The organism is Buttiauxella brennerae ATCC 51605 (assembly GCF_001654925.1).
Classification (GTDB): domain Bacteria; phylum Pseudomonadota; class Gammaproteobacteria; order Enterobacterales; family Enterobacteriaceae; genus Buttiauxella; species Buttiauxella brennerae.
Window position 1 is genome coordinate 77,322 of record NZ_LXER01000007.1, and the last position, 18,399, is coordinate 95,720.

Here is an 18,399-nt window from a genome sequence, read left to right on the forward strand (position 1 = left end):
CCGTTTCCGGATCGGCTTTTTAGCAACGCTTAGCGATTACTCAGCGCTTTTTGGGCGTGTAGCAGGTGCTGTTGCCTGGTGCGTCGCACTGGTGGCACCAGCAGAACCGCGACCACTGAAGTCATACGTTGGGCGGACCCAATCGCTTTGACGTGGCGCTTCCGGGGCGTATTCCGGCGCAGGTGCTTTAGTCATTGGTGCAGTTGCATGCTTAGTCACATGAGCCACTACCGGTGCAACCGTTGGAGCAACAACTTGTGGTTCAGGCACGACAGCCTTCGCTTCAGGCTGTACTTCGGCAACAGTTTCAGTCACTTCAACCGGTTTAGCTTCTTCTACCGGAGCAACTGGCGCGGTCTGTTCAACCACTACCGGGGCTTGCTCTGCGATTTCAGCCGCTTGTTGTTGCTGTGTTTCTACAGCAACGTGATCCTGAACCGGAGCAACTTCTTCAATGACTTGCTCTGCGACAACGTCGTCTTGAGCAGCAATCAGATGCGGTTGTTCGTTCACTGAAGTTGCAATCACTTCCGGATGCGTCGTTTCAACTTTGGCAGTCTCAACCGGCGCGGCTTCAACGCGTACAGTTTCAACATGTCCAGTTTCAACAACAGATTGCGCTACCGCAGCCACTTCCTGAGCAACAGGTTGTGAAATAAACACCTCTGGCACTTCTTGCTCGTGAGAAACGAAGACTGGGGTACGTTCAACGTTGTCGTACTGGTTCTCTTCATGAGTGCGGGCAATCGGGTAACTAATCCAGGCTTTACCAGATGCGAGTTCAGGAGAGGCACAAGCAACGATCAATGGCATCGGAGACTGCGTTGGGTAACGCTCATCACGATAGCGACGACGACGTTGGCCACTGACACGTAAGTGACGTGGTGAACGACGGGAACGACGCGGCATACCGTTAGAGTCGTTACGAGAATCGTTGTTGTCTTCTTGCTCAACAGCAGATTTCTCGATAACAGCCGGTAACGGAATGGTAGCCAGTTCGGTACGGGCAGCAGGTGCTGCGGCTGGCTCTGCAACGTCAGGCGTCACCACAACTTCCGCAACAGAATCTTGTGCAGATTCGAAGCGAACTTTCTGGCTCAGTTGGCGCTGTTTACGGCGCGGCATAACCTGGACGCGTTCTTCCTGCTCGGTCTCAGCTTCAACTTCAACTTCAACCACTTCATCACGCTGCAGAACTTTAACTTCTTGCTGTGCCTGGCGTTTGTCATCGCTACGACGACGGTTGCGCTCACGACGTGGCTGCTGCTCGTCACGTGCTTTAGGCTTCTCAGCTTCTTCAACAACAACGTTCGGGCGGTTTTCACGAACTTCAGCATTTTGCTGCTGACCCTGGCGGCGATTACGGCGGTTATCGTCGCGATCGCGGTTTTCACGCGGCTCACGGTTATCACGATTTTCGCTGCGGTTTTCACCACGGCCTTCGCCACGATTATCACGATCGCGGTTGTTGCGATCGCCACGATCGTTACGGTCACGGCGGTTATTCTGGCGACGGTTATTACGGCGATCCTGACCTTGACGTTGGCCTTCAGTCTCAGCTGGTTTCGCTTCCTGAACTTCTTTGTTTTCGGTGCCAGGTTCGCCTGCGAACAGGTTTTTCAACGCACTAAAGAAGCGGCTAATTAAGCCAGGTTGTTCTGCTGTAACTGCTTTCGCGACCGCAGGCTTAGCCACTGGTGCAGGCGTTGCAACAGGGGCCGTCTCTGGCGGAGCCGGTGGCACGTCAGGCATAACAAAAGTAGCCAGCGCGGGTTGCTCAGGGCGTTTACGCTCGGCGTACTCTTCATCAGAAGGCATCGCCATCTCTTCTTCATGCAGTTTTGGCAGCATGTAGCTCAGCGTTTTGGTCTCTTCGCCTTTACGCACGCGCAGTACGGAGTAGTGTGGTGTTTCCATCTGATCGTTAGGAACGATGATGGCTTTCACGCCGCCCTGACGGGTTTCAATCGCGCTTACCGCATCACGTTTTTCGTTCAGCAGGTAAGAAGCAATCGGCACCGGAACAATCGCGTGAACTTCCTGGGTGTTCTCTTTCAGCGCTTCTTCTTCAATCAGACGCAGAATGGAGAGTGCCATGGATTCGTTGTCACGCACGGTACCTGTACCGCTACAACGCGGGCAGACATGGTGGCTGGACTCACCCAAAGAAGGGGAGAGACGCTGACGCGACATTTCCAGCAGGCCAAAACGAGAGATATGGCTAATCTGGATACGAGCCCTGTCCTGGCGCACGGCTTCACGCAGACGGTTCTCAACAGCACGCTGGTGGCGCACAGGAGTCATGTCGATGAAGTCGATAACAATCAGGCCGCCGAGGTCACGCAAACGCAGTTGGCGCGCGATTTCATCAGCAGCTTCAAGGTTGGTATTGAAGGCCGTTTCTTCGATATCGCCACCGCGAGTTGCGCGCGCGGAGTTGATGTCGATGGCGGTTAACGCTTCGGTGGAGTCAATAACAATTGAGCCACCGGATGGCAGACGCACTTCACGCTGGAAAGCGGATTCAATCTGCGACTCAATCTGGTAGTGGCTAAACAGCGGGATTTCACCGGTGTAGAGCTTAATTTTGCTGCTGAAGTCTGGGCGACCCAATGCACCGATATGCTGGCGAGCCAGTTCGAGTACTTTCGGGTTATCGATAAGAATTTCACCGATGTCCTGACGCAAATAATCACGGAAAGCACGCACGATAACGTTGCTTTCCTGATGAATAAGGAAAGGTGCCGGGCGATTTTCTGCCGCTTTCTGGATAGCTTCCCAGTGCTTCAGGCGGAAGCTTAAATCCCATTGCAGTGCTTCAGCGGATTTACCCACGCCAGCAGTACGTACAATCAGACCCATGCCATCTGGCAGTTCCAGGGAGGAAAGGGCTTCTTTCAATTCGGTACGGTCGTCACCTTCGATGCGGCGGGAAATACCACCAGCACGTGGGTTGTTCGGCATCAGTACCAAATAACTTCCTGCCAGGCTGATAAAGGTGGTTAAGGCTGCACCTTTATTACCACGTTCTTCTTTATCAATCTGAACAATCACTTCCTGACCTTCGCGCAGAACATCTTTGATGTTTGGGCGGCCATGAGATGAATAATTAGACGGGAAATATTCGCGGGCAATTTCTTTAAGAGGAAGGAAACCATGTCGTTCCGCGCCGTAATCTACAAAAGCCGCTTCCAGACTTGGTTCAATACGGGTGATTTTGCCTTTATAGATGTTGGCTTTTTTCTGTTCGTGGCCAGGACTTTCAATATCCAGGTCGTACAGACGCTGCCCATCTACAAGGGCGACACGCAACTCTTCTTGCTGAGTCGCGTTTATTAGCATTCTTTTCATCGTAACTTACTCATTATTCTTACATTGGTGACAGAGCTACGGGCATGGTGACGCTGACCGGGAGTGAACCGATGGCCTCGTGACTAAACGCATTAAGTCGCCAACCTCACGGTTGTCGCTTGCTGAGAGGCGCAAAGTGTCGGTAGCCTGTATTTCATACGGAAATACAGCGCAATTATCGTGGGAACAAGCCTTGGAAAAGTTTCGCAAGCGTTGATTCCATTTACCGGCCAGGCTGCAACCCGCAGCCCGCTAACTGCATGAAAGTTCAATACGTCTTACGCCATTGCTGCGTGGATGAACATTCAGGCAAAACTGGTAATTCCGCAAATTCCTTGTTCTAACAAGTATCAACACGGAAAACCGCAACATTATTCCATTGCTAACCTTATTATAGCAAGATGACTTTTGCCTTTGATGCCTCGTTTCTTACAGTTTTTTAACTCACTTTTTCGCTGCATGTCGCAGAAATTTGAAAAAGAGGAGTCAGGCGACTTAAAACCAGGCAGTTTCTCAGTTAAGCACATAAAAATGAGTGGCGCTATCCGCGCACGCTATTTAGAATCGCCGACCATGAAAACTCAGACACCTTCAGTACAAATCGTTGCCATTTCTTCCGATGAAGCCGGGCAGCGTATCGACAACTTTTTGCTCGCGCGCTTAAAAGGCGTACCAAAAAGTATGATTTATCGCATTTTGCGTAAAGGCGAAGTGCGCGTGAATAAAAAACGCATCAAGCCTGAATATAAAATTCAGGACGGTGACGAAATCCGCATTCCTCCGGTGCGCGTTGCTGAACGTGAAGAAGAGGCGGTTTCCCCGCATCTGCAAAAAGTGGCGGCGCTGACGGCTGCGATTGTTTATGAAGACGACCATATCCTGGTGCTGAATAAGCCATCGGGTACGGCGGTTCATGGCGGTAGTGGTCTGAGCTTCGGCGTGATTGAAGGCTTGCGTGCTTTGCGTCCGGAAGCGCGTTTCCTTGAGCTCGTCCACCGTCTGGACCGTGATACGTCCGGGATTTTGCTGGTTGCCAAGAAACGCTCCGCATTGCGTTCACTGCATGAGCAACTGCGTGAAAAAGGGATGCAAAAGGATTATCTGGCATTGGTTCGCGGCCAATGGCAATCGCATGTGAAAGCGGTGCAGGCTCCTTTACTTAAGAATATTTTGCAAAGCGGCGAGCGCATTGTGCGGGTCAATAGCGAAGGGAAACCTTCCGAGACGCGTTTTAAAGTTGAAGAGCGTTACGCATTTGCGACACTGGTGCGTTGCAGCCCGATCACCGGGCGTACTCACCAGATTCGTGTGCACACGTTGCACGCAGGCCACCCGATCGCGTTTGACGACCGATACGGTGACCGTGAATTTGATAAGCAACTTGCTGGAACGGGCCTGAACCGCTTGTTCCTGCACGCAGCGGCCTTGCGTTTCACCCATCCAAACACTGGCGAAATTATGCGAGTGGAAGCGCCGTTGGATGAGCAATTAAAGCGTTGCCTGAATGTTTTGCGTAACGCAGGTTAATTAGTTGTTTGCCGAGTAAGCGTTGCGCTTCTCGTATAAAAGGTGGATGAAGCATGTGCTTATCCACCTTTTTTTATCACATCAGCAATGGGTTACACCCTTCATTGCGCAACATCTCGCACAAGCTAATCAGCGGAAGTCCCACTAACGTATTGGGATCCTTTCCAGATAAGCGATCGAATAATGTGATCCCCAAACCTTCACACTTGAAGCTACCTGCACAGTGCAGAGGCTGCTCTTTAAGCACGTAGTTGCAGATTTCTTGCTCACTTAGTTGGCGAAAATGCACATCAAATGGCTCACAAATCACCTGTAAATTCCCTGCTGCGGAGTTATAAAGCGCCAGCCCGGTATAAAAAGTGACAATACTGTCACGCGCAATCATCAATTGTTCCACGGCTTTTTCTTCCGTGTGTGGCTTACCGACGATCTTTGCGTCTAATACGCAGACCTGATCCGAGCCAATAATCAGATGATTTGGATATTCCTTGCTCAATGCCTGTGCTTTGGCTTGTGCCAGTCGCATGACGAGCTGGCGGGCATCTTCGCCAGCTAACGGGGTTTCATCGACCTGTGGAGCCGCGGTTGTAAAGGGTATTTCCAGTTTTTCCAGCAACTCACGGCGCCAGGGAGAAGTTGAGGCCAGTACTATTTGAGTCATATTTTTTTCATTAATGATAGCGATCCGAGTAAAGGCATTTTAAACTGTGCCACCGCAATGTGTGCGAATAAATGGCATACCCTTTATCTTTCAGATTGCAGGTGCGTTGGCGGAGTTTGTTCAACCTGGCTACATAGTCTTCTGTGCCGTTGGGTTTTACACAGTCCGTCTTCCTGAAATTAGAAATCTATTCGGGTAGAAAAGGCGCTGTTATGAGGCCTTTTTCTTTGACTCTATGACGTTACAAAGTTAATATGCGCGCCCTATGCAAAAAGTAAAATTACCCCTGACTCTCGATCCGGTTCGTACGGCTCAAAAACGCCTTGATTACACGGGTGTTTACACCCCTATTCAGGTAGAGCGTGTCGCCGAATTCGTAGTCAGTGTAGACACTGATGTGGAATGCGAAATGTCATTTGCCATCGATAACCAACGCCTCGCAGTTATTACTGGTGATGCGAAGGTTTCGGTTACATTGGCATGTCAGCGTTGCGGAAAGCCGTTTGCCCATCAGGTTTACACGCAGTATTGTTTTAGCCCGATCGTCAAAGACGAGCAGGCTGAAGCACTCCCGGAAGGATATGAACCAGTTCAGGTCAACGAATTTGGTGAAATCGATCTTTTGGCGTTGGTTGAAGATGAAATTATCCTCTCCTTGCCAGTTGTTCCGGTGCATGATTCTGAACACTGTGAAGTGTCCGAGGCGGACATGGTATTTGGCAAACTGCCTTCCGAGGCGGAGAAACCAAACCCATTTGCCGTATTAGCCAGTTTAAAGCATAAGTAATTGAGGAGTAAGGTCCATGGCCGTACAACAGAATAAACCAACCCGTTCCAAACGTGGCATGCGTCGTTCCCATGACGCGCTGACTACAGCTGCAGTATCCGTAGACAAAGTTTCTGGCGAAACTCATCTGCGTCACCACATCACCGCCGACGGTTTCTACCGCGGTCGCAAGGTTATCGCTAAGTAATTGGCGATACCTTGAGACGTCTAACCCTTGCGTTAGATGCCATGGGTGGGGACTTCGGTCCTTCCGTGACAGTGCCTGCAGCATTGCAGGCACTGGACTCTAACTCTCAACTAAACCTTCTATTAGTCGGCGATCCCGACGCCATCACGCCATTACTTGCCAAAGCTGATTTTGAAAAACGCTCACGCGCGCAGATAGTTCCTGCTGAGTCGGTTATTGCCAGTGATGCAAGGCCTTCGCAAGCGATCCGCAATAGTCGCGGATCCTCAATGCGAGTGGCACTTGAGTTAGTCAAAGAAGGGCGCGCAGAAGCTTGCGTCAGTGCAGGAAACACCGGAGCCCTGATGGGCCTGGCAAAATTATTGCTCAAGCCAATTGAAGGGATTGAGCGCCCGGCGTTGATGACGGTGTTACCGCATCAGCAAAAAGGCAAAACAGTCGTGCTAGATCTCGGCGCGAATGTGGATTGTGACAGTAATATGCTGGTGCAATTTGCGATTATGGGGTCGGTGATGGCGGAGGAACTCCTCGGCATTAACTCTCCACGTGTCGCGCTGCTGAACATTGGCGAAGAAGAGACAAAAGGTCTTGATAGTATTCGCGATGCCTCAGCGTTATTAAAAACAATGCCTTCTATCAACTATATTGGTTATCTTGAAGCGAATGAGTTGTTGACGGGAAAAACCGATGTGCTGGTGTGCGATGGTTTTGTCGGAAACGTCACCCTCAAGACAATGGAAGGGGTTGTGAGAATGTTCCTTTCGCTTTTGAAATCGCAAGGCGAAGGGAAAAAAAGGTCGTGGTGGCTAATTATATTGAAACATTGGTTACAAAAAAGCCTGACCAGGCGATTCAGTCACCTCAACCCCGACCAGTATAATGGCGCCTGTCTGTTAGGATTGCGCGGCACAGTGATTAAGAGTCACGGAGCTGCTAATCAGCGAGCGTTTGCTGTGGCGATTGAACAGGCAGTGCAGGCGGTGGAGCGGCAAGTCCCAATAAGGATTGCTGCCCGCCTGGAATCTGTCTACCCAGCAGGTTTAGGGATGCAGGAAAGCGGCAAGTTCAGGAATCCTCAGGAACATAGTTAACCATGTGACTGGGGTGAGTGGGCGCAGCTAACGCAACTGCATCTGAAAATGCGGGTATATTACCAAAGAGTGACTGACGTACATGTATACGAAGATTATTGGTACGGGCAGCTATCTGCCTGAACACGTGCGGACCAACGCCGACCTGGAAAAAATGGTGGATACTTCTGACGAGTGGATTGTCACCCGTACAGGTATTCGTGAACGTCGAATTGCTGGGCCAGATGAAACCGTTGCAACGATGGCTTTTGCAGCGGCTGAGCGTGCGCTTGAAATGGCAGAAATCGACAAGTCTGAAATTGGGCTGATTATCGTTGCCACAACGTCTTCAACTCACGCTTTCCCAAGTGCTGCCTGCCAGGTGCAGGCAATGTTAGGGATTAAAGGCTGCCCTGCATTTGATGTCGCTGCCGCTTGCGCTGGTTTTACCTATGCACTGAGCGTGGCAGACCAATATGTGAAGTCCGGTGCAGTAAAACATGCGCTGGTTATTGGTTCTGATGTGCTGGCTCGTACTTGCGATCCTACCGATCGTGGCACCATTATTATTTTTGGTGATGGTGCGGGGGCGGTTGTACTGAGTGCTTCTGAAGAGCCGGGTATCATTTCAACCCACCTGCATGCTGATGGTAGCTATGGTGAACTGCTGACGCTACCGAATGTTGATCGTGTGAATCCAGAAAATTCGATTCACCTGTCGATGGCCGGTAATGAAGTCTTTAAAGTCGCGGTGACCGAGCTTGCACACATTGTTGATGAGACACTTGAGGCGAATAATCTGGATCGTTCTGATCTCGATTGGCTGGTACCGCATCAGGCTAACTTGCGCATTATCAGCGCCACGGCCAAGAAACTTGGCATGTCATTGGATAATGTGGTTGTGACCCTTGATCGTCACGGTAACACCTCTGCGGCCTCTGTACCGGCAGCGTTTGACGAAGCTGTGCGTGATGGTCGAATTCAACGTGGCCAACTGGTATTGCTGGAAGCCTTCGGCGGCGGCTTTACCTGGGGTTCAGCACTGGTTCGTTTTTGATTATTAGGGATTTAACCATGACTCAATTTGCTTTTGTTTTTCCAGGGCAAGGTTCGCAAGCGGTAGGCATGCTGGCAGAAATCGCAGCAGCTAATCCTGTTGTTGAAGCAACCTTCCGTGAAGCTTCTGATGCACTGGGCTATGATTTGTGGGCTCTGACCCAACAAGGCCCGGCTGAAGAACTGAACAAAACCTGGCAGACTCAGCCTGCATTGCTGACAGCTTCTGTTGCACTGTGGCGTGTATGGCAGCAGCAGGGCGGTAAAACCCCTGCAATGATGGCAGGCCACAGCCTGGGCGAATACTCTGCTCTGGTTTGTGCTGGCGTCATTGATTTTGCAGATGCAGTGCGTCTGGTTGAATTACGCGGCAAATTGATGCAAGAAGCGGTTCCTGCGGGCACTGGCGCAATGTATGCCATCATCGGTCTTGATGATGCGTCTATTGCTAAAGCCTGTGAAGAAGCCGCTCAAGGTGAAGTGGTTTCTCCGGTGAACTTTAATTCACCAGGCCAGGTTGTGATTGCAGGGAACAAAGACGCTGTAGAGCGTGCGGGTGCTGCTTGTAAAGCCGCCGGCGCAAAACGCGCTCTGCCATTACCGGTTAGCGTGCCGTCTCACTGCGCACTGATGAAACCTGCGGCTGATAAGCTTGCTGTTGCGCTGGAAAATATCACTTTCAACGCGCCTGTTGTTCCTGTTGTGAACAACGTCGACGTGAAATGTGAAACTACGCCAGAAGCTATCCGTAGTGCTCTGGTTCGCCAGCTCTACAATCCGGTACAGTGGACCCAATCAGTAGAATTTATGGCAGCACAGGGCGTGACCCAGTTGCTGGAAGTAGGGCCTGGTAAAGTATTGACTGGCCTGACAAAACGTATTGTTGACACTCTGACTGCATCGGCAATTAACGAGCCGGTAGCGTTGTCAGCTGCGCTCGAGCAATAAGACGAGGGAAACCCATGAGTTTTGAAGGAAAAATTGCGCTGGTAACCGGCGCAAGTCGCGGTATTGGCCGTGCAATCGCGGAAACCTTAGTGGCCCGTGGTGCAAAAGTTATCGGTACTGCGACCAGCGAAAGCGGTGCGCAAGCGATCAGTGATTATCTGGGCGATAACGGTAAAGGCTACATGCTGAATGTGACCGATCCGGCGTCAATTGAAGCTGTTTTAGGAAATATTCGCGCAGAATTTGGCGAAGTTGACATTCTGGTCAATAATGCCGGTATCACTCGTGATAATCTGTTAATGCGCATGAAAGATGACGAATGGAACGATATCATCGAAACCAATCTGTCATCAGTTTTCCGTCTGTCAAAAGCGGTAATGCGCGCTATGATGAAAAAGCGTCATGGTCGTATTATCACTATTGGTTCTGTGGTTGGTACCATGGGAAATGCTGGTCAGGCAAACTACGCTGCGGCGAAAGCGGGTCTGATCGGTTTCAGTAAATCTCTGGCGCGCGAAGTTGCGTCACGTGGTATTACTGTAAACGTTGTTGCTCCGGGCTTTATTGAAACGGACATGACGCGTGCGCTGTCGGAAGACCAGCGTGCGGGTATACTGGCGGAAGTTCCAGCGGGTCGTTTAGGCGACGCAAAAGAAATCGCCAGTGCTGTTGCATTTTTAGCCTCTGACGAGGCGGGTTACATCTCTGGTGAGACCCTGCACGTCAATGGCGGAATGTATATGGTTTAACCACGATACAAAGTATTTGCGTTATTTGGGCGAATGCCCGCAAAATAGCGTAAAATCGTGGTATGACCTGCCGGGATTTAGTTGCATCTTTTTCAACATTTTATACACTACGAAAACCATCGCGAAAGCGAGTTTTGATAGGAAATTTAAGAGTATGAGCACTATCGAAGAACGCGTTAAGAAAATTATCGGCGAACAACTGGGCGTTAAGCAGGAAGAAGTTATCAACTCCGCTTCCTTCGTAGAGGACCTGGGCGCTGATTCTCTTGACACCGTTGAGCTGGTAATGGCTCTGGAAGAAGAGTTTGATACTGAGATTCCGGACGAAGAAGCTGAGAAAATCACCACCGTTCAGGCTGCCATTGATTACATCAACGGTCACCAAGCGTAAGTGAACATCTCCAGGCGGTCATTCGACCGCCTGAGTTTTATCTAATTGTCCCACTAGTACTATTTTTTCCCTCCCTGGAGGACAAACGTGTCTAAGCGTCGTGTAGTTGTGACCGGACTGGGCATGTTGTCTCCTGTCGGCAATACCGTAGAGTCTACCTGGAAAGCTCTCCTTGCCGGTCAGAGTGGCATCAGCCTAATCGACCATTTCGATACTACCGCCTATGCAACGAAATTTGCTGGCTTAGTAAAGGATTTTAACTGTGACGACATCATTTCGCGCAAAGAACAGCGCAAAATGGATGCCTTCATTCAATATGGAATTGTTGCTGGCCACCAGGCCATGCTGGATTCTGGTCTGGAAGTAACGGAAGAGAATGCAATCCGTATCGGCGCCGCAATTGGTTCTGGTATTGGTGGTCTGGGTCTTATCGAAGAGAACCACTCCTCGCTGGTTAACGGTGGTCCACGTAAGATCAGCCCATTCTTTGTGCCGTCGACTATCGTGAATATGGTGGCAGGTCACCTGACCATTATGTTCGGCCTACGTGGTCCAAGCATTTCCATTGCTACAGCGTGTACTTCTGGTGTGCATAACATCGGTCAGGCAGCGCGTATCATCGCTTATGGTGATGCAGACGCTATGCTGGCAGGTGGTGCAGAAAAAGCCAGTACTCCGTTGGGCGTGGGTGGCTTCGGTGCTGCGCGTGCTTTATCTACCCGCAATGATAACCCGCAAGCGGCAAGCCGCCCGTGGGATAAAGACCGTGATGGTTTTGTGCTGGGTGATGGCGCGGGCATGATGGTACTCGAAGAGTACGAACATGCTAAGAAACGTGGCGCGAAGATCTACGCAGAAGTCGTTGGTTTTGGTATGAGTAGCGATGCTTATCACATGACTTCTCCGCCAGAAACAGGGGCAGGTGCTGCACTGGCTATGGAAAATGCTCTGCGTGATGCAGGTATTACTCCTGGCATGGTGGGCTATGTCAATGCACATGGCACTTCAACGCCAGCGGGTGACAAAGCCGAAACACAAGCGGTTAAGACTATTTTTGGTGAAGATGCCTACCGTGTTCTGGTGAGCTCAACCAAGTCTATGACCGGTCACTTATTGGGTGCTGCAGGGGCTGTAGAGTCAATCTACTCTATCCTTGCACTGCGTGATCAAGTGGTTCCACCAACCATTAACCTCGATAATCCTGACGAAGGTTGCGATCTGGACTTTGTTCCTCATGTTGCACGCCAGGTAAAAGGAATGGAGTACACCCTGTGTAACTCCTTCGGGTTTGGTGGTACAAACGGCTCGTTGATCTTTAAAAAGGTCTGATTGGCTGATAATAAAGGGCTCGCTTGCGAGCCCTTTATACATCTTAAATATCCCTCTTTTGCTGCACCATTCTCACTGGCACTCTTAATTCACGGAACATTGAGGAACGATGATGTATTTAATCAATGGTGAGTTGACGGCAAATCTTCCGGCAAACGATCGCGCCGTGCAGTTTGGTGATGGCTGTTTCACAACGGCAAGGGTCAAAGACGGCAGCGTGCGCTTTTTGGCGCAGCATCTTGACCGTTTACAACAAGCCTGTGAAAAACTCCTTATCCCGTTTGTCGAATGGTCACTGCTTGAAAGTGAAATGCAGCAGCTTGCATCGTCTGAACAACATGCGGTGCTGAAAGTGATGATTACGCGTGGTAGTGGCGGGCGTGGATACAGCGCCGCCAATTGCCTCCATCCGACACGTCTACTCTGCGTCTCTACTTATCCTTCGTTTTACCCGCAATGGCGCGAGCAGGGCATTAGCCTTGCCTTAAGCCCTGTCAGATTGGGCATTAACCCCCATCTTGCCGGAATAAAACACCTGAACCGGCTCGAGCAAGTGCTGATTCGTACGCATCTTGAACAGACGCAAGCCCAGGAAGCTCTGGTTCTTGACAGTGATGGGTGGCTTACGGAATGCTGTGCCGCTAATTTATTCTGGCGTAAAGGATCTCAGGTCTTTACCCCTTATATGGATAAATCTGGTGTAAACGGCACGATGCGCCAGCATATTATTGCCTGCCTTGCAGACTCTTCCTGGCAAGTTACACAAGTCCGGGAGCGTCCTGAAAGTCTGGCTCAAGCCGACGAGTTACTTATTTGCAATGCATTGATGCCGGTTGTCCCTGTGAATCAGGCTGAATTATGGCGATTTGAATCTCGCGAGCTTTATCAATTTTTAGCACCACTTTGTGAGTAACCGATTAACGATGAAAAAGATGCTACGTTTCTTTCTGCTGCTGTTAGTGGTATTCGGCGTGGCGGTAGGCGTTGGCTTATACAAAGTCCGCCAGCTAGCCAACAGCCATCTGACCCTTGCTCAAGAAACCATTTTTACCCTTAAACCGGGCACGGGTCGTCTGGCGCTGGGGAAGCAGCTGTATGATGAAAAGTTGCTTAACCGCCCACGCGTTTTCCAGTGGCTGCTGAAAGTCGAGCCTGATCTGGCTAAGTTCAAAGCGGGCACCTATCGGTTTACGCCGCAAATGACAGTGCGCGAAATGCTCAAACTGTTAGCGAGTGGCAAAGAAGCGCAGTTCCCGATTCGCTTTGTTGAGGGGACGCGCCTGAGCGACTGGTTGAAGCAATTGCGCGAAGCGCCATACATTCAGCACACGCTTAAAGATGATAGCTACGCCACGGTTGCCGAAGCCTTAAAATTTGAACACCCGGAATGGGTCGAGGGCTGGTTCTTCCCTGACACCTGGCTGTACACCGCAAATACGACAGATATCGCACTGCTAAAACGTGCTCATGAGCGGATGGTCAAAGCGGTTCAGGTTGCGTGGGATGGCAAAAAAGAAGGGCTGCCGTATAAAACTCAAAATGATTTGGTGACGATGGCCTCGATCATTGAGAAAGAAACGGCTGTTGCAGCAGAGCGCGACCAGGTTGCTTCGGTGTTCATCAACCGTCTGCGTATCGGCATGCGTTTACAAACTGACCCAACGGTAATTTACGGTATGGGTGAAAGCTATAATGGTAAACTGTCACGTAAAGACCTCGAAACGCCTACGCCGTATAATACTTACGTGATTAGCGGCATGCCGCCTGGACCGATTGCGATCCCAGGCAACGCCTCGCTACAGGCTGCGGCTCACCCGGCGAAAACACCGTATCTCTATTTTGTCGCGGATGGAAAGGGCGGCCACACATTCAATACCAACCTTGCAGGCCATAACCAGGCTGTGCAGGTGTATATCAAAGCGCTGAAGGATAAGAATGGTCAGTAAATTTATCGTCATTGAAGGGCTCGAAGGAGCAGGGAAAACTAACGCGCATAACGTGGTCGTTGCGACTTTAAAAGAGCTGGGCGTAACCGATCTGGTGTTCACACGTGAACCCGGCGGCACACCTCTTGCGGAAAGATTGCGCGAGCTGACATTGAACAACAAAGGTATCGGTGACGAAATCGTTACTGATAAAGCCGAAGTGCTGATGTTCTACGCAGCACGTGTGCAGCTGGTTGAAACGGTTATCAAACCGGCGCTGTCGCGTGGCGCATGGGTCATCGGTGACCGTCATGATTTGTCGACTCAGGCTTATCAGGGCGGTGGTCGTTGTATCGATCAAGAATTACTCATGGCGCTGCGTAATACGGTGCTCGGTGATTTTTACCCGGACCTGACCATTTATCTTGATGTCACGCCAGAAGTGGGCCTGACACGTGCGCGTGCGCGTGGTGAACTCGATCGCATCGAGCAGGAGTCTATCGACTTCTTTAACCGTACTCGTGCCCGCTACCTTGAACTTGCCGCAGCCGACAGCCGTATCCGTACGATTGATGCAACACAATCGCTGGATGAGGTTTCACAAGACGTGCGCAGTGCCGTACTTGAGTGGGCTAAGGGGCTGGCGTAATGAAATGGTATCCATGGTTACGCGCGCCTTTTGAGCAAATCCTCAGCCAGTATCAGGCCGGGCGTGGGCACCATGCATTACTGCTTCATTCATTAGCCGGTATGGGTGATGACGCGTTAATTTACGCGCTCACCCGCTGGTTGATGTGCCAGAAACCGCAAGGGAGTAAAAGCTGCGGCCAGTGTCGCAGTTGCCAGTTGATGCAGGCCGGTACACACCCGGACAGCTATGTGGTTGCGCCTGAGAAGGGCAAATCAAGCCTTGGCATTGATGCCATCCGCGAAATTACTGAGAAGCTCTACAGCCATGCTCAGCAGGGTGGGGCAAAAGTCGTCTGGCTTGAAGATGCCGGGCTGCTTACTGAAGCGGCTGCCAATGCGCTGTTAAAAACGCTTGAAGAGCCGCCAGCGAACACCTGGTTTTTCCTGGGTAGCCGCGAACCGGCTCGTTTACCCGCCACGCTCAGAAGCCGCTGCTTGTACTGGTATTTGACTCCACCGGACGAAAATTTTGCCCTTGCCTGGCTGGCACGGGAAATCACCCTTGATAACACACAGCTGCGTGCCGCCTTGCGTTTGAGTTCAGGCGCACCTGCGGGCGCTCTGGCTCTTTTGCAGCCAGAACAGTGGAAACACCGCCAGCTGTTATGCGACAAACTCAATGAAGCCTGTGCCACAAAAAACATGCTGGCATTGCTGCCTGCGATGAACAGTGATGATGCAGCCGTTCGTATCCACTGGTTATGCTCTGTGCTGGTTGATGCACTAAAATGTCAGCAAGGTGCGGGCGCGTGGCTAACTAACGATGACCAGCAAACTCTGGTTATGAGCCTTGCCCACAGCGCGACCCCTGCGATGTTACAAGCCATACTGCATGACTGGTTTAGCTGTCGTGAATTATTGCTCAGCGTGGTGGGTGTAAACCGCGAATTATTACTGACTGAAAAATTACTCACCTGGGAGCGTTTAATGCAACCTGGTGCACTCCTTCCTGGATTCCATCTTTAAGAGTATCTGTATGTTCCTGGTTGACTCACATTGCCATCTTGATGGCCTCGATTACCAATCTCTTCATAAAAGTGTTGATGACGTTCTGGAAAAAGCTGCCGCGCGCGATGTGAAGTTCTGCCTTGCGGTTGCGACGACGCTTGAAGGTTATCGCGATATGCGTCAGTTGGTGGGTGAGCGCCATAACGTTGCTTACTCCTGTGGCGTACACCCGCTAAATCAAGCCGAAGACTATGATGTCGAGGAACTTCGCCGTCTGGCTGCTGATCCTGGCGTTGTGGCAATGGGTGAAACGGGTCTGGATTATTTCTATACCCCAGAAACCAAACCACGCCAGCAGGAATCATTCCGCCATCACATCCAGATTGGTCGCGAGCTGAACAAGCCGGTGATTGTTCATACCCGTGATGCTCGTGCCGATACCCTGGCCATTCTGCGCGAAGAGAAAGTGACAGACTGCGGTGGGGTACTACACTGTTTTACGGAAGACAGAGAAACTGCTGAAAAATTGCTCGATATGGGCTTTTACATCTCTTTCTCCGGCATTGTGACCTTCCGTAATGCTGAACAACTCAGGGATGCGGCGCGTTATGTGCCACTGGATCGCATACTGGTGGAGACTGATTCACCGTATCTTGCGCCAGTGCCGCACCGTGGTAAGGAAAACCAACCGGCAATGACGCGCGATGTGGCGGAATATATGGCGGTACTGAAAGGTGTTTCACTTGAGGAATTGGCCGTTGCGACGACGAAAAACTTCGCCACGTTGTTCCATATTCCTGAATCCCGCTTGCAATCTGCCTGATAATTCTAAGTTATTTTAAAGCTCGTAATTAATTATCGAAGCGAGTAAAGTTCAACGCCTCAAAAAGGGCGGTGCACGCCGTTTTTGTAACGTTTAGAAACGCATTTTGTAAACTTATGAAAGTTTTTCATATGGGTTTTTGAGAAACGTGATAGCCGTCAAACAAACTTTCGCGGATTTATTTTACTCTGCGTAATAAATCAAAAGGCACTTAGATGCCTGTATATGGACCGGATCTCCCCCCAGTCCGATGCGCATAACGCGTAAAAAAAGCACAAATACTCAGGAGCACTCTCTATTATGTTTAAGAATGCATTTGCTAACCTGCAAAAGGTGGGTAAATCGCTGATGCTGCCAGTATCCGTACTGCCTATCGCAGGTATCCTGCTGGGCGTCGGTTCTGCAAACTTCAGCTGGCTGCCAGCAGTGGTTTCTCATGTTATGGCGGAAGCGGGCGGTTCAGTATTCGCCAACATGCCGTTGATTTTTGCTATCGGTGTGGCATTAGGCTTCACAAATAACGATGGCGTTTCAGCTTTAGCCTCTGTAGTTGCCTACGGCATCATGGTTAAAACCATGGCAGTTGTAGCGCCACTGGTACTGCATATTTCTGCTGACGAGATTGCAACAAAACACCTGGCTGATACCGGTGTTCTGGGCGGTATTATCTCTGGTGCAATTGCAGCCTACATGTTTAACCGTTTCTACCGCATCAAGCTGCCAGAATACCTGGGCTTCTTCGCGGGTAAACGTTTCGTGCCGATCATCTCTGGTCTGGCTGCGATCTTCATGGGCGTTGTGTTGTCCTTCATCTGGCCTCCAATCGGTACGGCTATTCAGACCTTCTCTCAGTGGGCTGCTTACCAGAACCCGGTTGTGGCATTTGGCATCTACGGTTTCGTAGAGCGCTGCCTGGTACCATTCGGTCTGCACCACATCTGGAACGTTCCATTCCAGATGCAAATTGGTGAATACACCAATGCTGCAGGTCAGGTATTCCACGGCGATATCCCTCGTTACATGGCAGGTGACCCAACTGCGGGTAAACTGTCTGGTGGCTTCCTGTTTAAAATGTACGGTCTGCCTGCTGCGGCTATCGCAATCTGGCACTCAGCTAAACCTGAGAACCGTGCAAAAGTCGGCGGTATCATGATCTCCGCTGCGCTGACCTCGTTCCTGACTGGTATTACCGAGCCAATCGAGTTCTCCTTCATGTTCGTTGCTCCAATCCTGTACATCATCCACGCGGTGTTGGCAGGCCTGGCGTTCCCAATCTGTATCCTTCTGGGTATGCGTGACGGTACTTCCTTCTCTCACGGTCTGATTGACTTCATCGTGCTGAGCGGAAACAGCAGCAAACTGTGGTTGTTCCCAATTGTTGGCCTGTGCTACGCGGCGATTTACTACACCGTGTTCCGTGTGCTGATTAAAGCGCTGGACCTGAAAACTCCAGGTCGTGAAGATGCAACAACCGAAACCAGTACCACTTCCACAAGCGAAATGGCACCGGCTCTGGTTAGCGCCTTCGGCGGTAAAGAAAACATCACTAACCTGGATGCGTGTATTACCCGTCTGCGTGTTAGCGTGGCCGACATTTCTAAAGTCGACCAGGCTGGCCTGAAGAAATTGGGTGCGGCAGGTGTAGTAGTAGCTGGTTCAGGTGTTCAGGCAATCTTCGGTACTAAGTCCGATAACCTGAAAACTGAAATGGATGAGTGGATCCGTAACAGCTAATTAAGATGTTGGGGAGAACTGAGGGAGGCCATTGGCCTCCCTTTTTTATTGCCACCCCATAGCCGTCATATTTCAAGTTGCAGGGGTGTTGGCTGCACTCGCTCACCCCAGTCACTTACTTTAGTAAGCTCCTGGGGATTCGCTCATTTGCCGCCTACCTGCAACTTGAACTATTTAGGCTATGATTTGAAACCAATTTTGCATGGTGAATAATCTTGCGCCA

General features: G+C 50.7%; 17 protein-coding genes. 15 read left to right on the top strand and 2 right to left on the bottom strand.

All coding sequences use genetic code 11. The features are described from left to right. Positions 1-36: 36 nt before the first annotated feature. On the bottom strand, positions 37-3,351 hold the full coding sequence (rne, locus tag M975_RS04870) for a ribonuclease E (protein WP_064557748.1): 3,315 nt from the start codon (positions 3,349-3,351) through the stop codon (positions 37-39). Positions 3,352-3,924: 573 nt separating this feature from the next. Between rne and rluC the strand changes: the two genes are divergently transcribed. Beyond that, a complete protein-coding gene (gene rluC / locus M975_RS04875; protein WP_167350525.1) occupies positions 3,925-4,878 on the top strand; it encodes a 23S rRNA pseudouridine(955/2504/2580) synthase RluC in 954 nt (317 codons plus the stop codon). Positions 4,879-4,954: 76 nt separating this feature from the next. Here rluC and M975_RS04880 read toward each other — a convergent pair whose 3' ends face one another. Then, positions 4,955-5,539 (bottom strand): Maf family protein, encoded by a 585-nt coding sequence (locus M975_RS04880; protein ID WP_064557749.1) that lies wholly within the window; start codon positions 5,537-5,539, stop codon positions 4,955-4,957. Between the two features lie 265 nt (positions 5,540-5,804). Here M975_RS04880 and yceD point away from each other — a divergent pair, with 265 nt between their 5' ends. From yceD to ptsG, 14 genes are all read left to right on the top strand, one after another. After that, entirely contained in the window at positions 5,805-6,326 is a 522-nt protein-coding gene (yceD, locus tag M975_RS04885) for a 23S rRNA accumulation protein YceD (RefSeq protein ID WP_064557750.1), read from the top strand. Between the two features lie 16 nt (positions 6,327-6,342). Then, positions 6,343-6,513 (top strand): 50S ribosomal protein L32, encoded by a 171-nt coding sequence (rpmF, locus tag M975_RS04890; protein WP_034456167.1) that lies wholly within the window; start codon positions 6,343-6,345, stop codon positions 6,511-6,513. A gap of 11 nt (positions 6,514-6,524) precedes the next feature. Then, positions 6,525-7,604, top strand: a complete 1,080-nt coding sequence (gene plsX, locus M975_RS04895; protein ID WP_064557751.1) for a phosphate acyltransferase PlsX — start codon at positions 6,525-6,527, stop codon at positions 7,602-7,604. 82 nt (positions 7,605-7,686) lie between these two features. Beyond that, a complete protein-coding gene (locus tag M975_RS04900) occupies positions 7,687-8,640 on the top strand; it encodes a beta-ketoacyl-ACP synthase III (RefSeq protein ID WP_064557752.1) in 954 nt (317 codons plus the stop codon). Positions 8,641-8,657: 17 nt separating this feature from the next. Next, complete coding sequence (gene fabD, locus M975_RS04905) at positions 8,658-9,587, top strand: ACP S-malonyltransferase (protein ID WP_064557753.1); 930 nt, start codon at positions 8,658-8,660, stop codon at positions 9,585-9,587. Between the two features lie 14 nt (positions 9,588-9,601). Then, the gene (gene fabG, locus M975_RS04910; protein ID WP_064517911.1) at positions 9,602-10,336 is read left to right on the top strand and encodes a 3-oxoacyl-ACP reductase FabG; all 735 of its coding nucleotides are present in this window, start codon (positions 9,602-9,604) and stop codon (positions 10,334-10,336) included. Positions 10,337-10,490: 154 nt separating this feature from the next. Beyond that, entirely contained in the window at positions 10,491-10,727 is a 237-nt protein-coding gene (acpP, locus tag M975_RS04915; RefSeq protein WP_034456161.1) for an acyl carrier protein, read from the top strand. Between the two features lie 87 nt (positions 10,728-10,814). Then, positions 10,815-12,056: a beta-ketoacyl-ACP synthase II gene (gene fabF / locus M975_RS04920; protein ID WP_064557754.1), complete on the top strand. Its 1,242-nt coding sequence runs from the start codon at positions 10,815-10,817 to the stop codon at positions 12,054-12,056. Positions 12,057-12,168: 112 nt separating this feature from the next. Next, a complete protein-coding gene (gene pabC / locus M975_RS04925) occupies positions 12,169-12,969 on the top strand; it encodes an aminodeoxychorismate lyase (protein WP_064557755.1) in 801 nt (266 codons plus the stop codon). A gap of 10 nt (positions 12,970-12,979) precedes the next feature. Continuing rightward, positions 12,980-14,002: a cell division protein YceG gene (gene yceG / locus M975_RS04930; protein WP_064557756.1), complete on the top strand. Its 1,023-nt coding sequence runs from the start codon at positions 12,980-12,982 to the stop codon at positions 14,000-14,002. Continuing rightward, on the top strand, positions 13,992-14,630 hold the full coding sequence (gene tmk / locus M975_RS04935) for a dTMP kinase (protein ID WP_064557757.1): 639 nt from the start codon (positions 13,992-13,994) through the stop codon (positions 14,628-14,630). The genes yceG and tmk overlap by 11 nt, the downstream gene beginning before the upstream one ends. Continuing rightward, positions 14,630-15,637, top strand: coding sequence for a DNA polymerase III subunit delta' (gene holB, locus M975_RS04940; RefSeq protein WP_064557758.1), 1,008 nt, complete (start codon positions 14,630-14,632; stop codon positions 15,635-15,637). The genes tmk and holB overlap by 1 nt, the downstream gene beginning before the upstream one ends. Before the next feature lie 10 nt (positions 15,638-15,647). Further along, positions 15,648-16,442 carry a metal-dependent hydrolase gene (locus M975_RS04945; protein WP_064557759.1) on the top strand — a complete coding sequence of 265 codons (795 nt, stop codon included), beginning with the start codon at positions 15,648-15,650 and terminating at the stop codon, positions 16,440-16,442. 300 nt (positions 16,443-16,742) lie between these two features. Next, a complete protein-coding gene (gene ptsG / locus M975_RS04950; RefSeq protein ID WP_064557760.1) occupies positions 16,743-18,176 on the top strand; it encodes a PTS glucose transporter subunit IIBC in 1,434 nt (477 codons plus the stop codon). The last annotated feature ends 223 nt before the right edge of the window (positions 18,177-18,399 follow it).